The sequence below is a fragment of the Streptomyces sp. NPDC054849 genome (assembly GCF_053610945.1).
In genome coordinates this window covers 1-23,075 of the sequence record NZ_JBSGZI010000094.1, presented here as the reverse complement: position 1 = coordinate 23,075, position 23,075 = coordinate 1, and the positions used below count along the sequence as shown (strand labels likewise).

25 protein-coding genes and 1 pseudogene are annotated in these 23,075 nt (G+C 71.2%); 16 read left to right on the top strand and 10 right to left on the bottom strand.

Translation table 11 applies throughout. The annotated features are described in order from the left end of the window. Positions 1-7: 7 nt before the first annotated feature. Complete coding sequence (locus ACWGIF_RS30235; RefSeq protein WP_453502225.1) at positions 8-1,789, bottom strand: N-acetylglutaminylglutamine amidotransferase; 1,782 nt, start codon at positions 1,787-1,789, stop codon at positions 8-10. Between the two features lie 320 nt (positions 1,790-2,109). Between ACWGIF_RS30235 and ACWGIF_RS30230 the strand changes: the two genes are divergently transcribed. Continuing rightward, complete coding sequence (locus ACWGIF_RS30230) at positions 2,110-3,300, top strand: spore photoproduct lyase family protein (RefSeq protein WP_453502224.1); 1,191 nt, start codon at positions 2,110-2,112, stop codon at positions 3,298-3,300. Between the two features lie 105 nt (positions 3,301-3,405). After that, a complete protein-coding gene (locus ACWGIF_RS30225) occupies positions 3,406-3,624 on the top strand; it encodes a hypothetical protein (RefSeq protein WP_453502222.1) in 219 nt (72 codons plus the stop codon). Positions 3,625-4,063: 439 nt separating this feature from the next. On the opposite strand, the gene ACWGIF_RS30220 is transcribed toward ACWGIF_RS30225, so the two are convergent. Next, positions 4,064-4,618 (bottom strand): isochorismatase family cysteine hydrolase, encoded by a 555-nt coding sequence (locus ACWGIF_RS30220; RefSeq protein ID WP_453502220.1) that lies wholly within the window; start codon positions 4,616-4,618, stop codon positions 4,064-4,066. Positions 4,619-4,910: 292 nt separating this feature from the next. Here ACWGIF_RS30220 and ACWGIF_RS30215 point away from each other — a divergent pair, with 292 nt between their 5' ends. The 3 genes from ACWGIF_RS30215 (at position 4,911) to ACWGIF_RS30205 (ending at position 7,372) form a co-directional block, all read left to right on the top strand. After that, positions 4,911-5,189, top strand: a complete 279-nt coding sequence (locus tag ACWGIF_RS30215; protein WP_453502219.1) for a GlsB/YeaQ/YmgE family stress response membrane protein — start codon at positions 4,911-4,913, stop codon at positions 5,187-5,189. 152 nt (positions 5,190-5,341) lie between these two features. Further along, positions 5,342-6,079 (top strand): DUF72 domain-containing protein, encoded by a 738-nt coding sequence (locus ACWGIF_RS30210; protein ID WP_453502217.1) that lies wholly within the window; start codon positions 5,342-5,344, stop codon positions 6,077-6,079. Positions 6,080-6,172: 93 nt separating this feature from the next. After that, complete coding sequence (locus ACWGIF_RS30205; RefSeq protein WP_453502215.1) at positions 6,173-7,372, top strand: amidohydrolase; 1,200 nt, start codon at positions 6,173-6,175, stop codon at positions 7,370-7,372. A gap of 112 nt (positions 7,373-7,484) precedes the next feature. Here the strand turns inward: ACWGIF_RS30205 and ACWGIF_RS30200 are convergent, their stop codons facing one another. Next, the gene (locus ACWGIF_RS30200; protein WP_453502214.1) at positions 7,485-7,964 is read right to left on the bottom strand and encodes an MSMEG_6728 family protein; all 480 of its coding nucleotides are present in this window, start codon (positions 7,962-7,964) and stop codon (positions 7,485-7,487) included. 219 nt (positions 7,965-8,183) lie between these two features. On the opposite strand from ACWGIF_RS30200, the gene ACWGIF_RS30195 reads away from it, so the two are divergent. Both ACWGIF_RS30195 and ACWGIF_RS30190 read left to right on the top strand, forming a co-directional pair. Then, positions 8,184-8,513 carry a plasmid stabilization protein gene (locus ACWGIF_RS30195; RefSeq protein WP_453502212.1) on the top strand — a complete coding sequence of 110 codons (330 nt, stop codon included), beginning with the start codon at positions 8,184-8,186 and terminating at the stop codon, positions 8,511-8,513. 109 nt (positions 8,514-8,622) lie between these two features. Further along, positions 8,623-9,075 (top strand): SRPBCC family protein, encoded by a 453-nt coding sequence (locus tag ACWGIF_RS30190; RefSeq protein ID WP_453502210.1) that lies wholly within the window; start codon positions 8,623-8,625, stop codon positions 9,073-9,075. Positions 9,076-9,083: 8 nt separating this feature from the next. Here the strand turns inward: ACWGIF_RS30190 and ACWGIF_RS30185 are convergent, their stop codons facing one another. Continuing rightward, positions 9,084-10,199 carry a glutamate--cysteine ligase gene (locus ACWGIF_RS30185; RefSeq protein WP_453502209.1) on the bottom strand — a complete coding sequence of 372 codons (1,116 nt, stop codon included), beginning with the start codon at positions 10,197-10,199 and terminating at the stop codon, positions 9,084-9,086. Positions 10,200-10,374: 175 nt separating this feature from the next. Here ACWGIF_RS30185 and ACWGIF_RS30180 point away from each other — a divergent pair, with 175 nt between their 5' ends. The 3 genes from ACWGIF_RS30180 to ACWGIF_RS30170 all read left to right on the top strand — a co-directional run bounded on the left by ACWGIF_RS30180 (position 10,375) and on the right by ACWGIF_RS30170 (position 12,594). Beyond that, positions 10,375-11,526, top strand: a complete 1,152-nt coding sequence (locus ACWGIF_RS30180; RefSeq protein ID WP_453502208.1) for an FUSC family protein — start codon at positions 10,375-10,377, stop codon at positions 11,524-11,526. Between the two features lie 331 nt (positions 11,527-11,857). After that, a complete protein-coding gene (locus ACWGIF_RS30175; protein ID WP_453502207.1) occupies positions 11,858-12,172 on the top strand; it encodes a hypothetical protein in 315 nt (104 codons plus the stop codon). Positions 12,173-12,369: 197 nt separating this feature from the next. Beyond that, positions 12,370-12,594, top strand: coding sequence for a DUF2945 domain-containing protein (locus ACWGIF_RS30170; RefSeq protein WP_453502206.1), 225 nt, complete (start codon positions 12,370-12,372; stop codon positions 12,592-12,594). A gap of 69 nt (positions 12,595-12,663) precedes the next feature. Here ACWGIF_RS30170 and ACWGIF_RS30165 read toward each other — a convergent pair whose 3' ends face one another. The 3 genes from ACWGIF_RS30165 to ACWGIF_RS30155 all read right to left on the bottom strand — a co-directional run bounded on the left by ACWGIF_RS30165 (position 12,664) and on the right by ACWGIF_RS30155 (position 14,337). Then, complete coding sequence (locus ACWGIF_RS30165) at positions 12,664-13,077, bottom strand: SRPBCC family protein (RefSeq protein WP_453502204.1); 414 nt, start codon at positions 13,075-13,077, stop codon at positions 12,664-12,666. Between the two features lie 90 nt (positions 13,078-13,167). Next, complete coding sequence (locus ACWGIF_RS30160) at positions 13,168-13,356, bottom strand: DUF6381 family protein (protein ID WP_453502202.1); 189 nt, start codon at positions 13,354-13,356, stop codon at positions 13,168-13,170. A 24-nt stretch (positions 13,357-13,380) separates the two neighbouring features. Further along, the gene (locus ACWGIF_RS30155) at positions 13,381-14,337 is read right to left on the bottom strand and encodes a TIGR03557 family F420-dependent LLM class oxidoreductase (RefSeq protein ID WP_453502201.1); all 957 of its coding nucleotides are present in this window, start codon (positions 14,335-14,337) and stop codon (positions 13,381-13,383) included. A gap of 626 nt (positions 14,338-14,963) precedes the next feature. Between ACWGIF_RS30155 and ACWGIF_RS30150 the strand changes: the two genes are divergently transcribed. The 3 genes from ACWGIF_RS30150 (at position 14,964) to ACWGIF_RS30140 (ending at position 17,700) form a co-directional block, all read left to right on the top strand. Further along, the gene (locus ACWGIF_RS30150; RefSeq protein WP_453502200.1) at positions 14,964-16,778 is read left to right on the top strand and encodes a thiamine pyrophosphate-requiring protein; all 1,815 of its coding nucleotides are present in this window, start codon (positions 14,964-14,966) and stop codon (positions 16,776-16,778) included. Between the two features lie 69 nt (positions 16,779-16,847). Beyond that, positions 16,848-17,003 (top strand): hypothetical protein, encoded by a 156-nt coding sequence (locus ACWGIF_RS30145; protein ID WP_453502199.1) that lies wholly within the window; start codon positions 16,848-16,850, stop codon positions 17,001-17,003. Positions 17,004-17,073: 70 nt separating this feature from the next. Next, on the top strand, positions 17,074-17,700 hold the full coding sequence (locus ACWGIF_RS30140; protein ID WP_453502197.1) for a flavodoxin family protein: 627 nt from the start codon (positions 17,074-17,076) through the stop codon (positions 17,698-17,700). A 38-nt stretch (positions 17,701-17,738) separates the two neighbouring features. Here the strand turns inward: ACWGIF_RS30140 and ACWGIF_RS30135 are convergent, their stop codons facing one another. From ACWGIF_RS30135 to ACWGIF_RS30125, 3 genes are all read right to left on the bottom strand, one after another. Beyond that, on the bottom strand, positions 17,739-18,422 hold the full coding sequence (locus tag ACWGIF_RS30135) for a UdgX family uracil-DNA binding protein (protein ID WP_453502195.1): 684 nt from the start codon (positions 18,420-18,422) through the stop codon (positions 17,739-17,741). A 263-nt stretch (positions 18,423-18,685) separates the two neighbouring features. Further along, the gene (locus ACWGIF_RS30130) at positions 18,686-19,147 is read right to left on the bottom strand and encodes a DUF5709 domain-containing protein (RefSeq protein WP_453502193.1); all 462 of its coding nucleotides are present in this window, start codon (positions 19,145-19,147) and stop codon (positions 18,686-18,688) included. A 33-nt stretch (positions 19,148-19,180) separates the two neighbouring features. Beyond that, positions 19,181-19,408: a DUF6480 family protein gene (locus ACWGIF_RS30125; RefSeq protein WP_453502191.1), complete on the bottom strand. Its 228-nt coding sequence runs from the start codon at positions 19,406-19,408 to the stop codon at positions 19,181-19,183. Positions 19,409-19,739: 331 nt separating this feature from the next. Between ACWGIF_RS30125 and ACWGIF_RS30120 the strand changes: the two genes are divergently transcribed. From ACWGIF_RS30120 to ACWGIF_RS30110, 3 genes and pseudogenes are all read left to right on the top strand, one after another. Beyond that, entirely contained in the window at positions 19,740-20,486 is a 747-nt protein-coding gene (locus ACWGIF_RS30120) for an SDR family oxidoreductase (protein WP_453502189.1), read from the top strand. Between the two features lie 15 nt (positions 20,487-20,501). Further along, a complete protein-coding gene (locus ACWGIF_RS30115) occupies positions 20,502-21,311 on the top strand; it encodes an SDR family oxidoreductase (RefSeq protein WP_453502187.1) in 810 nt (269 codons plus the stop codon). Between the two features lie 489 nt (positions 21,312-21,800). Continuing rightward, a pseudogene (locus ACWGIF_RS30110) lies at positions 21,801-23,011 on the top strand (glycosyltransferase). Positions 23,012-23,075: the final 64 nt, after the last annotated feature.

The window sequence follows — 23,075 nt, the reverse complement described above, 5'->3', positions numbered from 1 at the left end:
CGACCGCTCAATGGATACCGTGCGTTTGCAGCCAGATTTCCAACGACGCGACCTGCCAGAGGGTGTTGGCCCCGCGTTTGGTGCGATGCCGGCTGGGTGCCTCGAGCAGCTCGTGGATGACGCGCTGGTCGAAGATGCCGCGTCGGCGTGCTTCCGGGGCCGTGAGGGCGGCGCGTACGCGAGTCAGCACGGGCTCGGCCATGTGCCGGACCGCCGGCACCGGGAAGTAGCCCTTCGGCCGGTCGACGACCTCCGGAGGCAGGATGGTGCGCCCGATGTCCTTGAGCACAGCCTTGCCGTCCTGCGCGAGCTTCAGCCGGGGAGGGCAGGCCGCGGCCAGCTCGACGAGCTCGTGATCCAGGAACGGCACTCTCGCCTCCAGACCCCAGGCCATCGTCATGTTGTCCACCCGCTTGACCGGGTCGTCGGGCATGAGTGCGTGGATGTCCATGCGCAGCGCCGCGTCGAGAGCGGTCTCGGCTCCCGGGGCGGCCATGTGGGCCCGGACGAACTCCATCGAGACGTCGTGGTCGGCGGTGAAGTCGGGCTGCAGCATGGCGGTGAGATCGGCGTGCGTCCGGTCGAAGTAGGAGTCCGCGTACGCCTCGTCGGCGTCCGGCCGGGCAGCCGAGGCGATCCGCGGGTACCAGTGGTAGCCGGCGAACACCTCGTCCGCGCCCTGGCCGCAGAGCACGACCTTGATCTCTTTGGAGACCTGTTCCGCCAGCATGTGGAACGCCACCGCGTCGTGGCTGACCATCGGCTCGCTCATGGCACCGATCGCGGCTTCCAGCGCGGACGGCAGCCGGTCGGAGGGAATCATGAACTGGTGGTGGTCGGTCGAGAACCGTCGCGCCACCAGGTCCGAATACCGGAACTCGTCTCCGTCCTCACCGTTCTCCGTCTCGAAGCCCATCGCGAAGGTCGCGAGGTCCTCCTGCCCCGCCTCGGCGAGCAGCGCCACGATCAGGCTGGAGTCCAGGCCGCCGGACAGGAGCACGCCCACGGGGACGTCCCCGACCGTGCGGCGCCGTACGGCCGTGCGCAGTGCGTTGTGCACCGCCTCCTGCCAGAGTGCCGGGTCCTCGCCGAGTTCGGAGTGCCGGGTGTACGACGGTTGCCAGTAGGTGTGGTCGTGGTGGGTGCCGTCCGGCTCGAGCACGCGGACGGTGGCCGGCGGGATCTTCCGAACGCCGGCCAGTACGGTACGGGGCGCCGGGACCGTACCGTGCCAGCTCAGGTACTGGTGGAGCGCCACGGGGTCGAGGGACGCGTCGACTCCGCCGCCCGCCAGCAGCGCGGGCAGGGAGGAGGCGAAGCGCAGGCGGTCGCGGTCCTGTGTGACGTACAGGGGCTTGATGCCCAGCCGGTCCCGGCCCAGCACGACGCGGCCCGTGTGGTGCTCGACCACGGCGAAGGCGAACATGCCGACGAGGGATTCGACGCACTCCCGGCCCCACTCGGCGTACGCCTTGACCACCACCTCGGTGTCGGAGCGGGAGAAGAAGCGATGTCCCAGCCCTTCCAGGCGATCACGCAGCTCACGGTAGTTGTAGACGCAACCGTTGAAGACCGCGGTGAGACCCAGCTGCGCGTCGGTCATGGGCTGGGCGCCGCACTCGGAAAGGTCGATGATCTTCAGGCGCTGATGCCCCAGCGCCACCGATCCCTGCGACCACGCGCCTCTTCCGTCAGGTCCTCGCTGCTCCAAGACATCGGTCATACGTTCGACCGCAGCGAGGTCCGGTCTCTTGCCGTCGAACCGCACTTCCCCGCTCAACCCACACACAGGGCACCTCCTACCGGTACGGCACCTCGGGGGCGCCACACCCTCGGCAGCTCACTTTCCGTGGAGCACCTGGTCACGTACGCCATCACTACACTCCTGTACCAGTTCGGCCTGCGATGGGCGAGCCGGCCCGAACGGGCGATCGACATATGAGGCGCCTGCCCGTCCGAGCGCCCCTTAAGCGGTCGCTCTTCCCCTCCCCGCTCACCGCACGGCGCACGGCACACGCCCTAGAGTGGACAGTCCTTGGCAGCCACCGACCCGAGCGGCCCCGTGGGGGCGGGGAAAAACGGCCGGGCTCAAGATCTCGGAGTGCACTCGTGGGCCAGTCCCCGCCTGATGACCACGCCGATGGGCTGTTCGCACTGGAGGAGCTGCGAACGGGGCCCGCCCATGCCGCCTCGTCGCGATCCGCGCCGCTCATCGGCCCCTCGTTCCGCGACTCCCCCGCTGCCCGCCGGCTGCTCTCCGTACGGGAGATCCACGCCGAGCCCGCCGCCGCAGCCTCGCCACGCGGGCGGCAGATCCTGGCGCGCTTCCCCGACGCCCGGGTCATCGACGTGGACTCGCACTGGCGCATCCCCGAACTCCACGGCAACGAGGGCAACCTGGAACGCTGGGTCCGCATCAAGAGCGAGGTCCTCGTCCTGGGCGAGAAGAAGACGCTCACGACGCGACCGAACGGAAGGTCGGCCGACTGGATCGCACCCGGCGTGGCGAACGGCTGCGCGATGGCGTGCGCCTACTGCTACGTTCCGCGCCGCAAGGGCTACGCCAATCCGATCACCGTCTTCACCAACATCGAGAAGATCATCGCCCACCTCGGTCGGCACGTCGCGCGGCAGGGGCACAAGCAGGAGCCGAACCAGTGCGATCCGACTGCCTGGGTCTATGACATCGGTGAGAACAACGACTGCTCCGTGGACGCCCTCATCTGCGAGAACACGGCAGACCTGGTGGAGGCGTTCTCGCGCTGGCCCACGGCCAAGGCGTCCTTCGCCACGAAGTTCGTCAACCCCGACCTGCTGCTGCTCGACCCGCGCGGCCGCACCCGCGTGCGCTTCTCGGTGATGCCCCCGCAGGACTCACGGCTGCTGGACATCCGGACCAGCCCCGTGGAGCAGCGCATCGAGGCGGCCGCGGACTTCCTGGAAGCGGGCTACGAAGTGCACTTCAACCTCTCACCCGTGGTCATCCGGCCCGGCTGGGAGCAGGACTGGGCGCAATTGCTCCGGCACATGGACGACGTCCTGCCCCGGGCTGTGAAGGAGCAGGCCGCGGCGGAGGTGATCATGCTGACGCACAACAGGGAGCTGCACGAGCTGAACCTCGCCTGGCACCCCCGGGCCGAGGACATGCTGTGGCGCCCCGATGTCCAGCAGGCCAAACGCTCCGAGAACGGCAGCTGGAACGTCCGCTACCGCAACCGCGACAAGGCCGAGGCCGTCGACGCCGTCCGCCGCCTGGTGGCGTCGCACGCCCCTTGGCTGCGGATCCGCTACGCCTTCTGAGAGACCGGCCGCTTCGCGACGGTGTATCCGGGAGCGGACGAAGCCCCGGGGGCGGCCGGCGTCCCTGCGCGTGCGCGTACGGCCCGGGTGGTCGAGCCTGACGACATGGACCCTCGCATCGTCATCCACCCACCCAGCCCTGACGACCCTCACGGCGGCCGCCGGGTCCACTACGACTCGACCATCCTCGGCCTGGCCCGCGACGAGAGCGATGTCAGGGAATTCCTGCGCCGCGCCGAGTTTCCCGGCTGGGACGATGTGGACATCGAAGATCCGGGCCTCTTCCGGTGGGAGGGCGGGGGCCCCGAAACGTGGACGACGTAGCCCGCGCCCCGCCTTCCGCCGTCACTGCCCGCCGCGCTCCACGACCGGCCTACGGCGGGTCGTCATCCGCGAAGCGCCGTCATCGCCGTCTTGGGGACGCCCGCCCAGGAGCTCCACCATCTGATCCAGAACTCTGCCGAAGTCCCTCCACGGAACCGTCGGGTCTTCGCCGTCGGCGGAAGCGTCCTTGCGACTCGGCCTCGATGGGGTCGGCTTCATGGTCCACCTCGTTGTTCCGTCGGCCCTCTGCAGGCCGGTCGTACGCGCCGCGGACGGCGTACGAAGCGCCTTCCCCCATACGAAACGTTCCATGCCGGCCCGGTCGGCCCGGTCGGCCCGGTCGGCCCGGTCGGCCCGGTCGCGGCAGTAGGGGGGCCCTGCAGCACCCACCACCCTCATCGGGTATGCGCGCCGCGCGCCGACGAAGTCACCGCTCACTTCACTCCGCGCGCCGGGCATCGAAGGTGATGTCGTCCACCGGGCAGATCTCCGCGGACATGTTGCTCCGCATCATCCGCAAGGCCGCTTCGGCCAGGCCGGCGTCGATGTGGGCGACCGCGTCGGCCGCTACGACGACATCGAAGTGCCGGATGTGGGCGTCCAGTGCCGAATACATCACGCACTGTTCGGTCACCTGTCCACACAGGACCAGGCGCTCGGTCCCGAGCTGGCCCAGCAGGTAGGCCAGAGGGGTTTCGAAGAAGATCGAGTGCCGCGCCTTGACGACGAAGAGCGAGTTCTCGTCGGGCGCGACCGGCTCCACCAGGTCGCCGTGTCGGCCGTCGAGGGCAGCCCGCAGGATCTCCCCGTGGTGCGAGCGCCACTCCCCGAAGTTGTCGTTCACGTAGATGACGGGCGAGTCGCTGGCCCGGGCGTGCTTCAGCAACGTCGTGATCCCGTAGAGCGCCTCACGGACGGACGGGACCAGAGCCTCGGCGTCCTCGTGTGCGTAGGTGTTGAGCATGTCGATCACGATGAGCGCTGTACGAGGCATGAAGCCGCCGCCTCTCGTCTCGCCCCGCTCTCTGCGGGAGGGGAGCCTGGGAGCAGAAGCCCGGGCTCGCGGTCTCCGATCCGTTCACTGATCTCAGTCTCCATCATCCGGCCGCCATGACGGTTCGCCCGGGACGCAGACGGAGAAACGCCGTGGTCCGCGCCGCCCCACACCGCCCGCTCACCGCGCCCGCCGGTCCGTCGCCCGCTCTGCGCTGCGCACGTTTGAAAGCGCGGGACGCGTCAAGAAGCGATTTGACACTGGCCTTATCTCGCGAAGCAGGAGACGCATCATGGGCATCATTGCTTGGATCCTCATCGGTCTGCTGGCCGGCCTCATCGCCAAGGCGATCATGCCGGGCAAGGACCCGGGCGGCATCATCATCACCATGCTCATCGGCATCGCGGGCGGCCTGCTCGGCGGCTGGCTCGGCAAGGTCATCTTCGGCGTGGACTCCATCGACGGCTTCTTCGACCTCTCGACGTGGATCGCCGCCATCATCGGCTCCATCATCCTCCTGGCCCTCTACCGCCTCGTCGCCGGAAACCGGCACTCCCACCGGCACGCCTGACCTGCGGCTGCGGTGATGTGACCGACCGCCAGGATGCACCGTGACGTGCCTCGGCGCGGCGGCGCCTGTGGGGGCCTCCGCCGCGCCGAGCCGCGCCACGCCGCGGCGCGCCGCCGGAGCATGCGCGGCGCGCGGGAGGGCAGGCGGATCATATGGCCGTTTTCGTCGGCACCTCCGGTTGGCAGTATCGGGACTGGTCGGGCGTTCTCTATCCACCGGACCGGCCACAACGGCTGTGGCTGGAGGAGTACACCCGGCACTTCCCCACGGTGGAGCTCAACAACGCCTTCTACCGGCTGCCATCGCCCGAGACGTTCACGCAGTGGCGTGCACGGACCCCACCCGGCTTCGTCATGGCCGTCAAGGCGAGCCGTTTCCTGACGCACATCAAACGCCTGCGTGAACCGGCGGAGCCGGTCGGGCGGCTCATGGAGCACGCCGCTCCCCTGGGCGATCGGCTCGGTCCAGTGCTGCTCCAGCTGCCGCCCACGCTGCGCGCCGACCCCGCCGCACTCGACGCCTGCCTCTCCTGCTTCCCCCTCGGTACTCGCATCGCCGTCGAACCACGGCACGAGTCGTGGTGGACGCCGGAAACACGTTCCGTGCTCGCCGACCGCGGCGCGGCCCTGTGCTGGGCCGACCGCGGGTCGCGGCCCGTGACACCTCTGTGGCGGACAGCCGACTGGGGCTACGTACGCTTCCACGAAGGCCGTGCCCAGCCCGCGCCCCGGTACGGCCGAGCGGCCCTGCGGAGCTGGGCGAACCGGATCGCGGACACCTGGCCCCCGGACGCAGACGTGTTCGCCTACTTCAACAACGACGCCGGCGGAGCAGCCGTTGCGGACGCGCGGTCTTTCACCCGTTTGACGGCTGGACCGGAGGCCACGTGACCGTCGCCCCCACGCGAGTGCGGCGAAACAGTGACAGCACGCGTAATCGGCGGCCCTCGGGACAGAAGGCGCACAAGGCTGCGAGGAGGCGATGTGGGCGATCCATCCGATGACCTGTACGCGCGACTGCGGCGGGAATGCATCCGCCGGGCGGACGATCTGTGGGCGGTCAGCCGCGCCCTGCACGCGGATCCCGAGCTCGCCTACGAGGAGTACCGGGCGGCCCGGCTGCTCACCGACGAACTCCGGCGGGCGGGATTCTCCGTCGAACCGGGGACAGCCGGGCTCGACACGGCTTTCGTGGCCCGCGCCGGGCGGGGACGGGGGCGGTGCGTGGCGCTGCTGTTGGAGTACGACGCACTGCCGGACCTGGGACACGCCTGCGGACACAATCTGATCGCCGCAGCCGGACTGGGGGCCGCTCTGGCGTTGCGCAGCGTTCTGGAGGAGGAAGAGTACGAGGGCACGGTGCTCGCCGTGGGGACACCGGCGGAGGAACGGGGCGGAGGCAAGGTCACTCTGGCCGAAGCCGGCGTGTTCGACGGTGTGGACGCCGCGTTGATGTTCCATCCCGGGGTGCACGACTGGTCATGGGCGCCGCTGACCGCGCAGACCCAGGTCCGGGTGGGCTTTCACGGCCGGGCAGCACATCCGACGGGCGATCCCACCCACGCGATCGACGCCCTGGCCGCCCTCATCCAGCTGTTCAACACCGCCGCCGTGATGAGCAGGCGGTTGCCGTCCGGCTCACACGTCCAGGGAATCGTGACCCACGGAGGCAGCGCGACCAATATCGTGCCGGCCTTCGCCGAAGGCCTGTTCGGCCTGCGCGCGGCCACGAGCACCGCCCTCGATGCGCTGGTCGGCCACCTCGGCAGCTGGGCCGAAGGCGTGGCGGCCGCGACCGGCACCACGGTGGAGGTGACCCGCATGGGCAGGGGATACGCCCACTTCCGGGACAACGACGTCCTCTCGGACCGGTTCAGCCTTCACCTCGCACGCTCCGGCATCCGGCTCACCCAGCCCGTCGGCGGGGTCTTCCTGGGCTCGTCCGACATCGGCGACGTCAGCAGCCGGGTCCCCTCCATTCATCCGTTCGTCGCAATCCTGGGCGGCGAGGCGTCGGACCACACCCCGGCCTTCGCACGGGCCGCGGCCTCGGAACGGGGGCGCGAGGTGATGCTGGCCGCCGCGGAAGCCCTGGCCTGCACGGCGGCCGACGTCCTCACCGACGCCGGGATCGCCGCCCGGGCATGGGCCCGCCAGCGGGAGAAGGCAGCGGCAGGCTTCTGACGGAGCCGTAGCGGGCCGGCCGTGCCCCACCCGGCCCTACGAGAGCGCGGGCGGCCCCGGGCCGGGGACGGGCATGGCCGCCCTCCCCCGGCACGGGCCCGCCGCCGGACGCTCACGACGCCCCGTCCGTCTCCCGATCGGACTGTGGCCACACGTACGGCAGGTCGTCCGGTACCCCGGGGAAGCGCTCCCGGTAGAAGGCCGGATCCTTGCGCACCAGCGCGGACTGGTGGCTTCGATGGAAGTCGGGTGCCCCCAGCCACGGCGGCAGGTCCCCGTCGGCGGCCAACTGCTCCTGGGTCCGAGGGGCTCCTCCCGGCTGCCACACCGTGAAGTCGCGGAGCAGGGTGACGGAGCAGGTGTCCGCACGCCCCTCGGCGGTCCACAGCCCGCAGATCTCCAGCCCGTACCGGACGAGGGCCTCCTCGTACCCCGCCCACATCCGCACCGCCGGGTGCCTGCGCCATCCGTAACCCGGAACGATCAGGCCACGCAGCACCTGCACGGCCTCGACCCGCTGCTTGCCGAGCCTTCGGACGTCCAGCGCGGCTGCCGAGGCGTCGAACGAAGGAAACGGAAGGAACGTCTGCACAAGGTCTCCCTCCGAGACGGCGGCCTGACCGGTACCCGATTGCCGAGACCCGAGTGCCGAGACCCACTCCCCTGCGGGCACGATGCGAGCCTGCCAGACACCGGACGAACCGGCCTGCCCCCGGCGACAAGGCGCCCGGTCCGGACCGCATGAGATGCGGCGTGGGCCGGGTACGCGCACCATGACCGTGACACCACACCGTCGACGAAGGGTTCCGTCATGCCCCGAGGATCCAGCCCCAAGCGCGAGCGGCAGTACGAGCACATCAAGGAGTCGGGTGAGAAGCGCGGTATGCCGGAGGGCCGCGCGAAGGAGATGGCCTCCCGAACGGTGAACAAGGAACGCGCACGTTCGGGTGAGAGCGAGACGGCGAGCCGCAGCTCCACCCAGGGCAAGTCCGCGTCGCAACGCGGCGGCGAGAAGTCCCGTGGCGGCGGCAGTTCGTCCGAACGCACCAAGGACGAGCTGTACCAGGAGGCGAAGAAGAAGGGCATCGAGGGCCGCTCCACGATGACCAAGCAGCAGCTCGAGAACGCCCTCGGCCACTGACCGCGGAAGGCGACGGCACACCTAGGCCGGGGTCGTTCCCTCCCCCTTTGCCCGGGTCATGCCGCGCGCTGCACGCACCCCTACCGTTCCGGCAGCAGGAGGAGTCCCCGTGGCCGTCCGTCATCACCTCATCCGGCGTCCCCCTCGTAGCGTGTGGGCCGTACTCGCCGATCCGACCCTGTACGGGGAGTGGGTGGTGGGCCCGTCCGAGTCCACGCCGCTCGACCACACCTGGCCCGCATCGGGTTCCCGGCTGCGCTACACGATCCGGCTCGGGCCTTGGTCCGCCGAGGGCATGACGACCGTACGCCACCAGGAGACCGGGAAAGAGCTGGAGTTGGAGGCGTCGTTCAAGTCCCTGGGCACGGCGAGGATCTTCCTCCAGCTCCGGCCGTGGGGTGAGGAGACCCTCGTCGTCTGCGACGAGCATCCCCTGCGGGGCCTGGGAGGGCCCCTGCACAACCCCCTGAGCGAAGCGGCACTCCAGCTCCGGCACCGGGGCATGCTGGCCCGCCTGGCCAGGGTCGTGGAAGCGCAGCACGACGAGGTGCTGCTCACCTGACGCCTGTCTCACGGGTCGAGCGTCATCTCCGCACATCGGGTCACGACGGACGCAAGTGTGTGCCCGCCGTCGTGCAGCCGGCGCTGGATGCGGGCGCCGTTCCCCCGTTCGTGCAGGTGCGCTATGGCTTCGCGGACGCGCTCGTCGTCGCCGTGGTCCACCAGCGCCTCGCGAACGTGCTGGTACAGGGCCTCGATGGCGTGCTCGGCGGACGTCTCCCTCATGGTCTCGGGGTGCAGCAGGGGTCCGTCCAGGCCCGAGCGGCCGGCCCGCCAAGAAGCCAGTCGCAGCAGACTCGTACCGGTCCTGCTCGGAGGCTGCCCGTCCTGCCAGGCGCGGGCCGCGGTCTCGACCAAGGCTCGTACGAGAGAGGCCAGCAGGACCGGAGTGGAGGCGTCCAGGCAGACGTCGGCGACCCGGACCTCCACGGTGGGGTAGGCAGCCGACAGGCGGGCGTCGAAGTAGATCATGCCCTCGTCGCGCAGGACACCGGTGTCGATCATCGCGTTGACCTGCTCGTGGTAGCGGTCGGCGGAGCCGAAGATGTCGACCGGGCCGGCGGAGGGCCACCGGTTCCACACCCGGCTGCGGTAGCTTCCGTACCCGCTGTCCTCGCCCTGCCAGAAGGGCGAGTTCGCGCTCATCGCCGTCAGGACGGCCAGCCAGGGCCTGATGCGGTCGAGAACGGCGACGCCCTCCTCGTCCGAGGCGACGGATACGTGGACGTGACAGCCGCACGTCAGCTGCTCCTGCGCGGTCAGTCCGAACTGCTCGCCCAGCCACCGGTAGCGTCGGCCGACGTTCAGCGACGGCTGCACCGGCAGCGGGGACGTCGCGACCGCCGCCACCACGGCGTCGGCACTCGCCGCATGGTGGGCCGCCTCGCCGCGGATGCGGACGATCTCCTCCTGGAGCTCGCCCATCTCGGTGACCGGTTTGGTGGCGAACTCGAGCTGCTCCTTCTGCAGTTCCGTCTCGAACTCGTGGTCTCGTCTGCCGCTGCCGTCCGGATGCCGCCAGGCAAGGCGGTCCGCGGCCGCGAGCACCGCCCCCGAAACGGCGCGGGGTTCGCCACTTTTCGCGTCCACGAGCAGCAGCTCTTCTTCCACACCTACGCTCCGCATGTCTCCGCCCGTCGATCGCGCCGTCAGATGCTCCCCACCTGCCCTGCCTTCCCCCGTCCATGCCGCCGCCCGTCCATGCCACCGCCCGTCCATGCCACCGTCCATGCCGCCGCCCGGGCCTGCGCGCGTGTGCCCCTCGTCAGCCGGGCAGACGGCCCCGAGGAGGTGATGCATCGTGCCGAGGTGGCTCAGTGCACCCGGAAGAGCGAAGTCGGCGGCTGCTCATGCCGCCGCCTATGTGTGGCGTGGCGTCCGGCAGGCGGGCCGTGAGCGGGACGACCTGCTTCTGGGAGCGAAGACGGTGGTGGCGGCCATGGTGGCGTGGACGGCGGCCCGCTACGTCCTGCCGCCGGCCGTGGCGACGTTCGCGCCGTTCACCGCGATGGTGGCCTTGCAGGCGACCTTGTACCGCTCGCTGCTCGACTGCGCCCAGTACGCGATTGCGATGGCGGTCGGCGCCACCCTGGCCGCCGCGCTGGCGGCCACCGCGGGCATCCACGGCTGGACCTTCGGCCTCCTCACCTTGGCCGCGTTGGTTCTCGGCCGCGTCCGGCGGCTGGGCCAGCAGGGCACCCAGGTCGCCATCGTGGGATTCTTCGCCTTCTCCTCGGGGCACGGCCGAATCGACTACATCGGGCACCTGGCCGCGTCGGTGGCGATCGGCGCCGTCTGCGGACTCGCCGCCCACGTCGTCCTGGCTCCCGCCCGACACGCCCGCCACCGGCAGACGGCAGCCGCCGGTCTCTACGCGGAGATGAGCGAACGGGTCAAGGGCCTGGCCGACGCCTTCGAGGCGACCGCTCCCGGCGCCGGCCGGGTGCAGCAGTGGCGCCACGACTGGCGACGCCTCGCCCGCGACTGCGACGCCGTTCACGGGAGCATCGAGAAGGAAGAGGAGAACAGCCGCCTCAATCCCCGCCGCAGCTTCGAGGGCGCCGACCAGGCACTCCCCCGGACCCGCGAGTCGATCACCATCGCCCAGCGTTCCCTGGACCACCTGCGCTCCATCACGCGCACTCTGGACCACGCCATCGACAGCGGGGAGATCGAAGACCTGCCGCCGTCCTTCCGTAGGGCTTACGCCTCCGTGTTGAGGACCTCGGCCGGCGCGATGGAGGAGATAGGACAGACCTCCCGAACCGACGACGGCCGCCTCGCCGACGTGATCGAGGATGCGGCATCCCAACTGGATCGGATCCAGGAGGAGTCGCTGACCCACCCGGAGGGCCGGTCGGCGGCCCCGACGCTCCAGGGCACCCTCCTCACCGACGCCGCGCGTCTCCTGGCCGAGCTCCGCTCGGGCCGGCACGCCCTCAGTCATGCGTGAGCCGGCGCCCCGCACACACCGGAATGCGCGCCACGGCTCAAGCGCCCACGATGGGGTGTCACCCCTGCCAGCCATCTGTCCCGCTGCCCCGCTGCCCCGCTGCCCCGCTGTCAGGAGTCGATCGCATGCCGGCACGAAGGCCGCGCAACCACCGCGCCGACGTCACCTTCCCCCCGCACGGGGGCCAACCGGTCGGACCGGTCGGACCGGTCGGACCAGTCAGCGGGGTGGGCGACCATAGCGGCCGACAGCCCGGCGTCCGCCCTCGCGAGTCGCGCGTGAAAGAACAGGGCGCCGGGGTGGACCGTGGCCATGCACGGACGCCGCACCGATGACTCGGAAGCCCCCGCCGGAACTCACTTCGGACGGGCATTACGTCCTCATCGAGGGGAGGCGCTGGCGTGCCACCGACCCGGACCTGCCCGCCGATGCCGCCGCGCGCCTGCGCTCTCACCTGATGGCGGCACGGCGAGCCGTGGGCGCCGCCCTGCGCGCGCACGACGAGGAGGGGGAGCGCGAGGCCAGGCGTCGCGTGCACACGGCGAAGGTTGCCCTTGGCGAACGCGGCACCCCGTGGTGGGAGCAGACCGAAGCGGAACGCCACGCCCGCTGGGTGGACGGCCTGGCATCTCTGGACAAGCCGTAGTCCGCCCTAGTCCGCCCTGCCCGCCCTGTCCGCCCTGTCCGCCCTACCCGGCAAGGTCGAGGCGGCTCGACCGTGCCAGGGCGCGGCCGGGCTCCGGTCCGGCCCCTGCCCCGTACGGTCCGCCCCGGCCCGCGTAACCCCGGCCGTACGGGGAAGGTGCCGCACCGGGGAACGCCCGCCGAGAACGGGAGATGATCATGGGCGGTGACAAGAAATTGACCCGCGGTGACAAGGTTTCGTGGCGCAGCCACGGCCAGGACGTCACGGGCAGGGTGCAGAAGAAGATCACGAAACGCACACGGGCCGCCGGCCGTACCGTCGACGCCTCGGCCGACCAGCCCCAGTACGAGGTGGAGAGCGACGCATCCGGTCGCTCCGCCGTACACAAGCCGGACGCGCTGCGCAGGAAGGGCTCCGCCTGAGGCGGCGGCAGGACGACAGCGGCGCCGCGGCACTGCAAGCGAGCACGCGGGCGGACCGGCTGCGGCGGTTCAGCCGGCCGTGCCGTCGACGCGAAGCCGCACCTGCTCCTCCAGGCGCGCGAGACTGCGGTCGAGGGCGTCGTTCACCGCCTGCTCTCCGGGATCGTTCTGCCGGGTGAGGAACGACAGATGGACCGTCACCTCGGCGGGGCCCCCGTCATGGCCGGCCACTTGGAGCCACCCGGTGTACCCGCCGCCCTCCCGCGTCCCCCACTCCAGACGCATCTGGTCCGTGCGGGCCTGCAGTACGGCCGCCTTGTCGGCACCGTCGCCGTCCTCATGCACGTTCACCGCCGGCAGCTCCTCGGCGCGCACATGCAGTTCGGCCGGAAGCCACTGATCCATCTGATCGACGTTGGACGCCTGGTCGAAAACGTGTTCCGGCAGCGCGGGCATCGTGCGCGAGCGCTCGTACTCGGTCATCGGTTCCTCACCTTCCGTCCGTTCCGCATCGTCCGTACCGGCGCCTGCCCGCTCCCGCCGGAGTCACGCGCCGGTCCTCCCGGGCCCCGTCTACATGGGGTCCATGGTTCCGCTGCCCGGACCGAACTCCTGCTCGCTCTTCTCGCGTATGTGCCGTGCCTTGTCGGTGAGCCGTTGCCGCTCTGCGGGATCCGTCGCCCGCTGCGCCGCCTGTTCCAGCTCCTGAGCCTTGTCGCGCATCTGCCGGGCCTGCGGGCTCGGCCCGCTTTCGTCGCTCATCGCATACTCCTCGCAGTGGGAACCTCATCCGCCGAGGGCGGGCAGTACCTTCTCGCGGTATCCCGCGAAGAACGCTTCGTCGTCGGGGCCGATCTGCCCGACGTACACCTCCTCGAAGCCCGCCTCCGCGTAGGCTCGTACGGCCGCCACGTGCTCCTCGACATCGTCGCCGCAGGGGACGTTCTCGGACACCTGGTGGCGCGTGACGAGACTGCTCGCCTGTTCGAAGTGCGCGGGGGTCGGCAGGATCTGGTTGAGCTCACCGGGCAGGTGCTCGGTGGGCCACAGCCGGTGCGCGGTGTCCACGGCCTGCTCACGGTTCGCGCCCCAGCACACCTTGAGTCCGCCGATCACGGGCTTTCCCTCCCCTCCCGCGGCCCGGAACCGCCCGATGGCCTCCTCGTCGGGGCCCATCAGGACGCACCCGTCCCCGATCCGCCCGGCGAGTTCGGCCGCCTTGGGCCCGAAGGCCGACACGTAGATGGGGAGGAGGCCGTGCGGAGCGGTGTAGAGGCGGGCGTTCTCCACCGTGTAGTGCCGCCCCCGGTGGCTCGTCTGATGGCCGGTGAACAGCTTGCGCATCACGTCGACGGCTTCCTCCAGCATCTCGGCGCGCTCAGCGAAGGGCGGCCAGCGATCGCCCAGTACGTGTTCGTTGAGCGCCTCGCCCGTGCCCACACCCAAGGCGAACCTGCCATCGAGCAGCCGGCTCGACGTAGCAGCAGCCTGAGCGGTGATCGCGGGATGCAGACGCGTGGTGGGGCACGTGACCAAGGTGGTCACGGGGAGGTCCACGGTCTGTGAGAGTGCTCCGATCATGGACCACACCAGCGGGCTGTTGCCCTGTGCGTCGTTCCACGGGTGGAAGTGATCGGAGATCGCCAGGCGGGTGAACCCGGCGTCGGCGGCTCGGCGAGCCTGCTCCAGCAACCGGCCGGGGGTGAATTCCTCGCATGCCAGAAAGTAGCCGTATGACGTCATGGATCGAGCGCCTCCAGGGACGGGAGAACGGACCCCCCGCCGCGCGCGTGCCCGTGGTGCGGCCGGACAAAACGTCACTCGCGCGTGCCCGTGGTGCGGCCGGACAAAACGTCACGCCGGGCGGCGCGGTGTAGTGCCCCGCTCCCCAGCAGCCCCCGCAAGCCCGACCTGCTCCATGGGGTTGTCCGGGCATGGGCGGGTAGGGGCAGTGCATGGCTACGCGATGATCCGCCCGGCTCACCTGAAGTTGCACCGCCTTTCCGCACAGGAAGTATGAGTTCCCCCCACCTCGCCCCGCGCATGAAAGGAACGAGGACATGGCCGGTAAGGACCCAGCCGAGACAGCCCAATCCGCGCGTGTCAAAGCCCTGCTCGTCACTGACCAGCTGACCGGGGCAAGCGCTGGGAGCGGGCCCGAGATCACGAATGGAGCGCCACTCGCACAGTCTCTCCTGGCACAGCCAGGGGTTCGCCGCGGCCTCGTGCTGCTCGTCGCCGCCACCGTGGCGGTAGCCGTGGTGCGGCGGGCCGGAAGGCGATGCTGAGGAAGCCCCGTCCCCTTACGGGTGATGCCGGGCATCGTGCTCGCCGGGCCGACCGACAAGTGACCCACGAGAAGGAGCATCATGTCGATCAACGTCTCCGACTGCATCCTCCAGCGCCTGCGCGAATGGGATGTGGAGCACGTCTTCGCCTACCCGGGTGACGGGATCAACGGTCTGCTGGCCGCATGGGGCCGCGCGGACGACAAACCGCGGTTCATCCAGTCGCGCCACGAGGAGATGTCCGCCTTCCAAGCGGTCGGCTACGCCAAGTTCTCCGGCCGGGTCGGCGTCTGCGCGGCCACCTCCGGCCCGGGCGCCATCCACCTCCTCAACGGCCTCTACGACGCCAAGCTCGACCACGTACCGGTCGTCGCCATCGTGGGGCAGACCAACCGCAGCGCCATGGGCGGCTCCTACCAGCAGGAAGTCGACCTGCTCAGCCTCTACAAGGACGTGGCCGGCGCCTTCTGCGAGATGGTCACCGTCCCCGAACAGCTGCCGAACGTCATCGACCGCGCCCTGCGGACCGCGTACGCCAAACGCACCGTGACCGCCGTCATCGTGCCCGCCGACGTGCAGGAACTGGACTACTCTCCGCCGACCCACACCTTCAAGATGGTCCCGTCCAGCCTCGGCAGCCCCTCGTACGCCCCTGTGCCCGCCGCGGCCGACCTCGCGCGGGCCGCCGCCGTCCTCAACGAGGGCGAGAAGGTCGCCGTCCTGATCGGCCAGGGGGCCCGCCACGCCCGGCCCGAGGTCGAGGAGGCCGCGGACGTTCTGGGGGCCGGGGTGGCCAAGGCACTGCTCGGCAAGGACGCCCTGCCGGACGACCTGGCGTACGTCACCGGGTCGATCGGGCTGCTGGGCACCCGGCCCTCGTACGAGATGATGCGGGACTGCGACACCCTCCTGGTGGTGGGTTCCAGCTTCCCGTACACCCAGTTCCTCCCGGAGTTCGACCAGGCCCGCGCCGTGCAGATCGACATCGACCCCTTCATGGTCGGACTGCGCTACCCCTTCGAGGTGAACCTCGTCGGGGACGCGAAGGAGACGCTGGCGGCCCTGCTCCCGCAGCTGAAGCGCAAGAAGCACGGATCCTGGCGCAAGAAGATCGAGAAGGACACGGCCCGCTGGTGGGAGGTCATGGAACGGCGTGCCGAGGTCGCCGCCGACCCCATCAACCCCGAGTACGTCGTGCACGCCCTCGACGGGCTGCTGCCCGATGACGTGATGCTGGCGGCCGACTCCGGTTCGGCGGCGAACTGGTACGCCCGGCACCTGCGGATCCGCGGAACCATGCGCGGCTCGCTGTCCGGCACCCTGGCCACCATGGGTCCCGGCGTGCCCTACGCCATCGGTGCGAAGTTCGCCCACCCCGATCGCCCGGCGGTGGCGATCGTCGGCGACGGCGCCATGCAGATGAACGGCATGGCCGAGCTCATCACCGCCGCCAAGTACTTCCAGGACTGGCGGGACCCGCGGCTGGTCGTGGCGGTGCTCAACAACCACGACCTCAACCAGGTCACCTGGGAAATGCGCGCCCTGTCCGGCGCCCCCCAGTTCCTGCCCTCGCAGGCACTGCCCGACGTCCGTTACGCCGACTTCGCGCGCTCCATCGGACTGGACGGCGTACGGGTGGAGAGCCCGGAGGGCGTGGACGCCGCCTGGAAGCAGGCCCTGGCCGCCGACCGGCCGTTCGTCATCGACTTCCGTACGGATCCCGCCGTCCCGCCGATCCCGCCGCACGCCGACCTCGACCAGATCGAAGCCACCTCTGCCTCCATCCTCAAGGGGGACAGCGACCGGGCCGGCATGGTCCGCCAGGGGCTGAGGGCCAAGATCCAGGAGTTCCTGCCGGGGCGCGGGCGCGCCCGCCGCGACGACGGTGGAGCGTGAGGCCCGCGGCGACGACGGTGGAGCGTGAGGCCCGCGGCACGCGCCCCCTGCCACCCGAAGGCCGGCCACATGGTGGCCGCCACCGCCGGCATCACCCCCGCCGAAGCCGCCCGACGCCTCAACGACCACGCCGACCGCCACCACCAGGGCCCCACCGACATCGCCGGCGACATCGTCCACCGCCGCACCGCATCCGAAGCCGTCCTCGGCGAGCCCATCAGGTGAGATGGGCCGCCCGGCCCAGAACGACGCGAAAAGGCGGGATGCAGGCCTGGCCCGGGGGTAGCCGGACATCATGAACACCACAGGAAACACCCCGCTCCGCGCCGTCGCACTCGTCTGCACCCTGTCCCCCTCCCCCGCCTCCTCCAGCTCCCAGCTGCTTGCCGAACAGACGATGGCCGCGCTCGCCGAGCACGGCGTCACCGGGAAGACGATCCGTATCGTCGATCACGACGTGAAGCCCGGTGTGAAGACGGACATGGGCAGCGGAGACGCCTGGCCGGAAATCCGGGCCACGATCATGGCCGCCGACATTCTGGTCCTCTCCACACCCATCTGGCTGGGCCACCCCTCCAGCGTCGCCCAGCGAGTCCTGGAACGCCTGGACGCGGAACTGTCCGAGACCGACGACGAGGGCCGCATGCTCACCTACGGCAAGGTCGCGGCTGTCTGCGTCGTCGGCAACGAGGACGGCGCCCACAAGGTCAGCGCCGACCTCTTCCAGGGCCTGAACGACGTCGGCTTCTCCCTGGCTCCGAACGCCGTCACCTACTGGGTGGGCGAAGCCATGCAGGGCACCGACTACCAGGACCTCGAGAAGATCCCCGAGAAGACCGCGGCCACCACGAAAACCCTCGCAGCAAACACCGCTCACCTCGCCCGGCAGCTCAAGGCGGCCCCCTACCCGCCTTCCTCCTGAACGGTTGCAGCCGCACCCCGCGCTGCATCCCCTGGCGGTCACTCGAGGACGGTGGCGGCCACCGACAGGTCCGCGACCAGCCCCGCGAAGGCCGCCTCCCGGTCATCGGCCCGCAGGACCGCCGAGGGATGGACCGTCGCCAGCAGCTGCCCGGGGTCAGCGCCCGGGTCACCGTCGAGGACCGGCATCGGCAGCAGAACACCCCGTCGCTCGCCCACACGGAACGACGAGCCGAGCAGCGCCTTGCCCGCCGTACCGCCCAGTACCACCAGCACCTCCGGGGCGACCAGCCGCAGTTCCTCCACCAGCCAGGGCCGGCAGGCGGTCATCTCCCGCAGGCTCGGAGCCTTGTGGATGCGGCGCTTGCCGCGCGGGGCCGGCGTGAACTTGAAGTGCTTGACCACGTTGGTCAGGTACGCGTCCTCGTCGCCGAGGCCGGCCTCCTCCAGCGCCCGGTGCAGCAGCTGCCCCGCCGGGCCCACGAACGGCTCACCCTGTACGTCCTCCCGGTCGCCGGGCTGCTCCCCCACCAGCATCAGCCGTGCCCGCGCCGGGCCCTGGCCGAAGACCGTCTGCGTGGCCTCCCGGAACAGCGGGCACCCCTGACATCCGGCAGCTGCCCGCCGCAGACCCGCCAGCCCGCCGCGCGCCGGCACATACGGCGTCGCGTCGTATCCCTGGCCGGCGGTCGCGGCCGGGGCGGCACTCGTGCTCGCGTTCATGGGCCACCATCTCCGAACCGTCGATCCGGTTTCCTGGGCTCTGGTCGGCCCCGCAGGCGGGACCACTGGACGGCAGTCGGCGTCTTCCCGACGTTCCGCGCCCGAAACCGGCGGATCGTGGCTCCTGCGGGCGGGCCACGTATGACGAGGCCGGACGCCCGGCAGCGTCACCGAGCGCTTGAGGTGGACCAGAAGAGCGACGGTGGCGCCCCGGGGGCGCCGAGCAGGGGAGCGGTGAGACGGCCGGCGCCAGGCCGGTGACGCTACGGCTCCGTCTCCTCGGGATCCCGGACGATGTGCACGGCGGCCTCCTCGGCAGACGCGGCCCCCGCGTCGATGCCGACGTCGTGCGCGAGGACGTCGTTCTCGTGCGGAGAGGCGGTGGCGGGGGCCAGCCGTCCCGCGCGATCGCCGCCGGCCTCCGGGCCGATGGGCTCACCGTCCCCCTCCGACAGGTCACCGATACCGTCCCCCGCCGGGCGCTCCTGGTCGGGTAGTTCCCGGGCGAGGCGGTCATCGAGGCTCTCGCCCCTGCGCTGCCCCTCGGCGGTGGTGTCGTTCCGCTCGCTCGCGTAGGGCCGCTCGGGGGGCGAGTAGCCCTGATCGAGCTGGGCGTCCGTGTCGGGCTCGCCGACGCTGTCGTCCATGTCCGGCTGGAGCTCGGAAGGCTCATCCTCCGGCTGGGGCTGGTAGACCTCGTCGCCGCGGGCATCACTCTCGCTCATGAGCACGTCCTCTCGTCGTGGAGGCATCTGTCGTCACAGGTTCAGCATGACGGCGTAGGCGAGGAAGAACAGGGCGACGGCCAGAGCCAGCAGGCAGATCACCACCAGGGGGCCTTTGCCCCAGCCGCGGGTGAGGGGACGGTACGGTCCGGCCCCGGAACCGGTGCTCGACTCGCCGGGCGGTGTCTCCCCCGGCGGTACCCCGCCCTGAGCGCTGCGCCCGTCGGATCGCGGCGGATCCGGCTGTGGGAATTCGGTCATGGGTCTGCCCTCCTCGGTTCGAAGGCCGTTCCTGCCCCGGACCGTCGGGCTCGCGGATGCGGTGCCCGGGTGACGAGCCGGGAGCGTCCAGCACCTACCCGTCGCCGACGGTCGCACGCCTCCGCGCGGGGCTGATGTCTGCAGAGCGCCCCACGGAGCCGCCCAGAGGACCAGAACCGGGGCGGGCGCGCCGCCTGGTGGCCTAACCCCGCGCGCCCGGTGCCCGGTGCATGCCCAGAGTGGGTCCCACGAGACGCGACGGCGCCGGGCCCCCGCCGCCCCCCGGGGGGCGGGGCCGCGCCGCCGGAACCGAGGGAAGGCAAGGCACAGCATGAACAGCGCGGTACAGGTCGACCTGACGGGCAAGCAGGCTTTGATCACCGGTGGGGCCCGGGGTCTGGGCGCCGCCATCGCGCGGCGGCTCACCGCGGCCGGCGCTTCCGTCCTGGTCGCCGACGTACGCAAGGACCTCGCACAGGAACTCTGCGCGGATCTCGTGGTGACGGGCGGGCGCGCCCGCTTCGTCGAGATGGACGTGTGTGACCCCGACGCGGTCGCAGCCGTCCTCGGAGACGTCGAGGCGGACGGCGGACGGGTGGACATCCTCGTCAACAACGCGGCCGTCGATGTGTCCAAGTCCGTCGCGCACCTGACCGCGGAGGAGGTCAGGCACGTGGTCACCACCAACCTGCTCGGGCCGATGTACCTGTGCCTGCAGACCTACCGGCGCATGGTGGCCGCGGGCGGGGGCCACATCGTCAACATCCTCTCCACCGCCGCGAACCGGACCTGGACGGAAGCGGGCCCGTACGCGGCGAGCAAGTCCGGGCTGCGGGCGTTCACCCACACCCTCTTCAAGGAGGCGCAGCGGGACTGCACGGGGATCGGTGTCACGGGGATCATCGCCGGCGGAATGGAGACCGCCTTCATCATGGACCGGTTCCCGGAGGCCGACACCGCTCTGCTCCAGAGCCCGGAGATCGTGGCCGACACCGTCATGTACGCGCTGTCCGTGCCCGCCGGGAGCGTGGTCGGCGAACTGGTCGTGGTTCCCCGCCGGGAACCGTCCTGGCCCTGACGAGAGGCTCTGACCGTGATCAGTCCCCTGGACTTCTCCCCCGCCACGGCGGTGGTCACCGGTTCCGACTCCGGAATCGGCCGCGCCGTCGCCGTGCGACTCGCCGCGGCCGGACTGGACGTCGGCATCACCTGGCACCAGGACGAGGACGGGGCCCAGCGCACGGCCGAGGAGGTCCGGGCGCGCGGCCGGCGTGCCGTGCTCGCCCGGCTCGACCTCACCGACCTGCCTGCGGCCGCCGATGTCATCGACCGACTCGCCGACGGCCTCGGGCGCATCGACGTGCTCGTGAACAACGCGGGCACCGGTACCGCCACACCCTTCCTGGATCTGGACCTGGCCACCGTTCGCGAGGTCCTCGACGTCGACCTCGTCGGCCCACTGCTGTGCGGTCAACGGGCGGCACGGCACATGATCCGCCAGGGCTCCGGCGGCCGGATCGTCAACGTCACCTCGGTCCACGAACACCAGCCGCGCGTCGGCGCCGGCCCGTACTGCGCCGCCAAGGGCGGACTGGGCCTCCTCACCCAGGTGATGGCACTCGAACTCGCCGAACACGGCATCACCGTGAATTCGGTGGCTCCAGGGGAGATCGCCACGCCCATGACCGGCCAGGAGGACGAGGACGTGCGTACGGAGCCCCGGCCGGGCATTCCCGCCGGCCGGCCGGGCGACGCCCACGAGGTCGCCGCCGTCATCGCCTTCCTGGCCGGACCCTCGGCTTCCTACGTCACCGGCGCCTCCTGGACGGTGGACGGCGGCATGCTGCGGATGGGACCCATGGCCGGGTCGCACATGGACCACGACCGGTGGCGCCGGCCCTGAGTGCTGCCCTCCCCCTGCGTGCTTCGCCGCAGCACCCGGGTGCGTCTTCGGTTCCACCCGCGGACGCCCGAGGTTCGAACCCGCATTCCGGGCGGGTCAGGCGGCAGCACCCACCGAAGCGGGACGGCCTCGGCCGTCCCGCCCGAAGGAGCCGTGTATGGGCAGCGCCTTTCCGCCCCGCCGTAAGCATGCCGTCGTCACCGGCGGAGCCGGTCTCGTCGGCTCATCCCTGTGCGCCAGCCTGCCGGAGGCGTGCACGGCGGTCACCTGCATGGACGGACTCGGCACGGGCCGGGCCGCACGCACGTCCCCGCACGGGCCGCCCGCCGCGGTCCGGCGCATCCGCCGGCCACGGCCGAGAGCGGGGCGCGCCCGGCAGGCGGCTCTGGAGGGGTATGGGCTCCCACATTTCCCGGCAGCCCGGGAGCAGCCGAGGGCGGAGGCGGTCTCGTGAGGTATCGCGGGGACCGCGGTGGGGCAGGCGCCCGGTTGTCGATCGCCCTGGTGTCCGAGTACGCCGGCCCGCCGGCCCCGCTCGGCGCAACCGACGCGGGCGGTCGGAACGTCCACGTGGCCTGCCTGGCGGGCGGGCTCGCCGACCGGGGTCATCGTGTCACCGTCTACACCCGCCGGGACCACCCGGCCCTGCCGGAGCGCAGTCGGCTGCGGCCCGGAGTCGAGGTGCACCACGTCCCCGCCGGGCCGCCCGAGTGGCTGCCGAAGGATGAACTCCTGCCCCGCATGCGGGAGTTCGGCTACTACCTGTCCTATCTGTGGCAGGAGGAGGCACCGGATCTGGTGCACTCGCACTTCTGGCTGCCCGGCGTGGCCGCCCTGTTGGCCACGCGGCAGCCGCGGCTGCCCCTGGTGCACACCCATCACGCCCTGGGCACGGTCAAGCGCCGGCACCAGGGAACCGCGGACACCAGCCCGCCGGTCCGGACCGGCTGTGAACGCGAACTCGGATTGCGCTGCGACCGGGTGGTCGCCACCTGTCGCGACGAGGTCGGCGAACTCTCGCTCTTGAGCGTCCCTCCCGAGCGGGTGAACGTGGTGCCCTGGGGCGTGGACCCGGACCGCTTCACCCCGGACGGTCCGGCAGCCGCTCGGGGCGGCCGACCGCACCGGCTGCTCCAGCTGGGGCGCCTGGTGCCCCGCAAGGGCGCCGCCGTGTCCGTCCGGGCACTGCCCCTGCTGCCCGACTCGGAACTCCTGGTGGTCGGGGGTCCACCTCCGGAACGCCTCGACTCTGATCCGCAGGTGCGCCGGCTGCGGCGGATCGCCTGCGAGGCGGGGGTCGCCGATCGGGTCCGGTTCACCGGTGGTCTGTCCGCCACCGAGGTCGCGGCGGTGATCAGGAGCGCCGACGTCGTCCTGTGCCCGCGGACTACGAGCCGTTCGGCATCGTTGCGCTGGAGGCGATGGCCTGTGGCAGACCGGTCGTCGCCAGCGCGGTCGGCGGCCAGCTGGACACGGTGTCCGACCCCCTCACGGGTCGACTGGTGCCGCCCGGGGACCCCGAGGCCCTCGCCGAGACGGTGCGTGTCCTGCTCACCGATCCGGCCCTGCGTGCCGCATGCGGGGCGGCCGGCCGCCGGCGGGTCCTCAGCCGCTACAGCTGGACCCATGTCGCCGCCGCGACCGAGAGGGTCTACCGTTCGGTGCTCGCCTCCGGACCGACGGTGCCCGGTGCGACCTGACCTCGAACGACTCCATCCCCCAACGCCCTGAGGAAGGTACGCAGAGGGGCGGGCACCGTGTGGG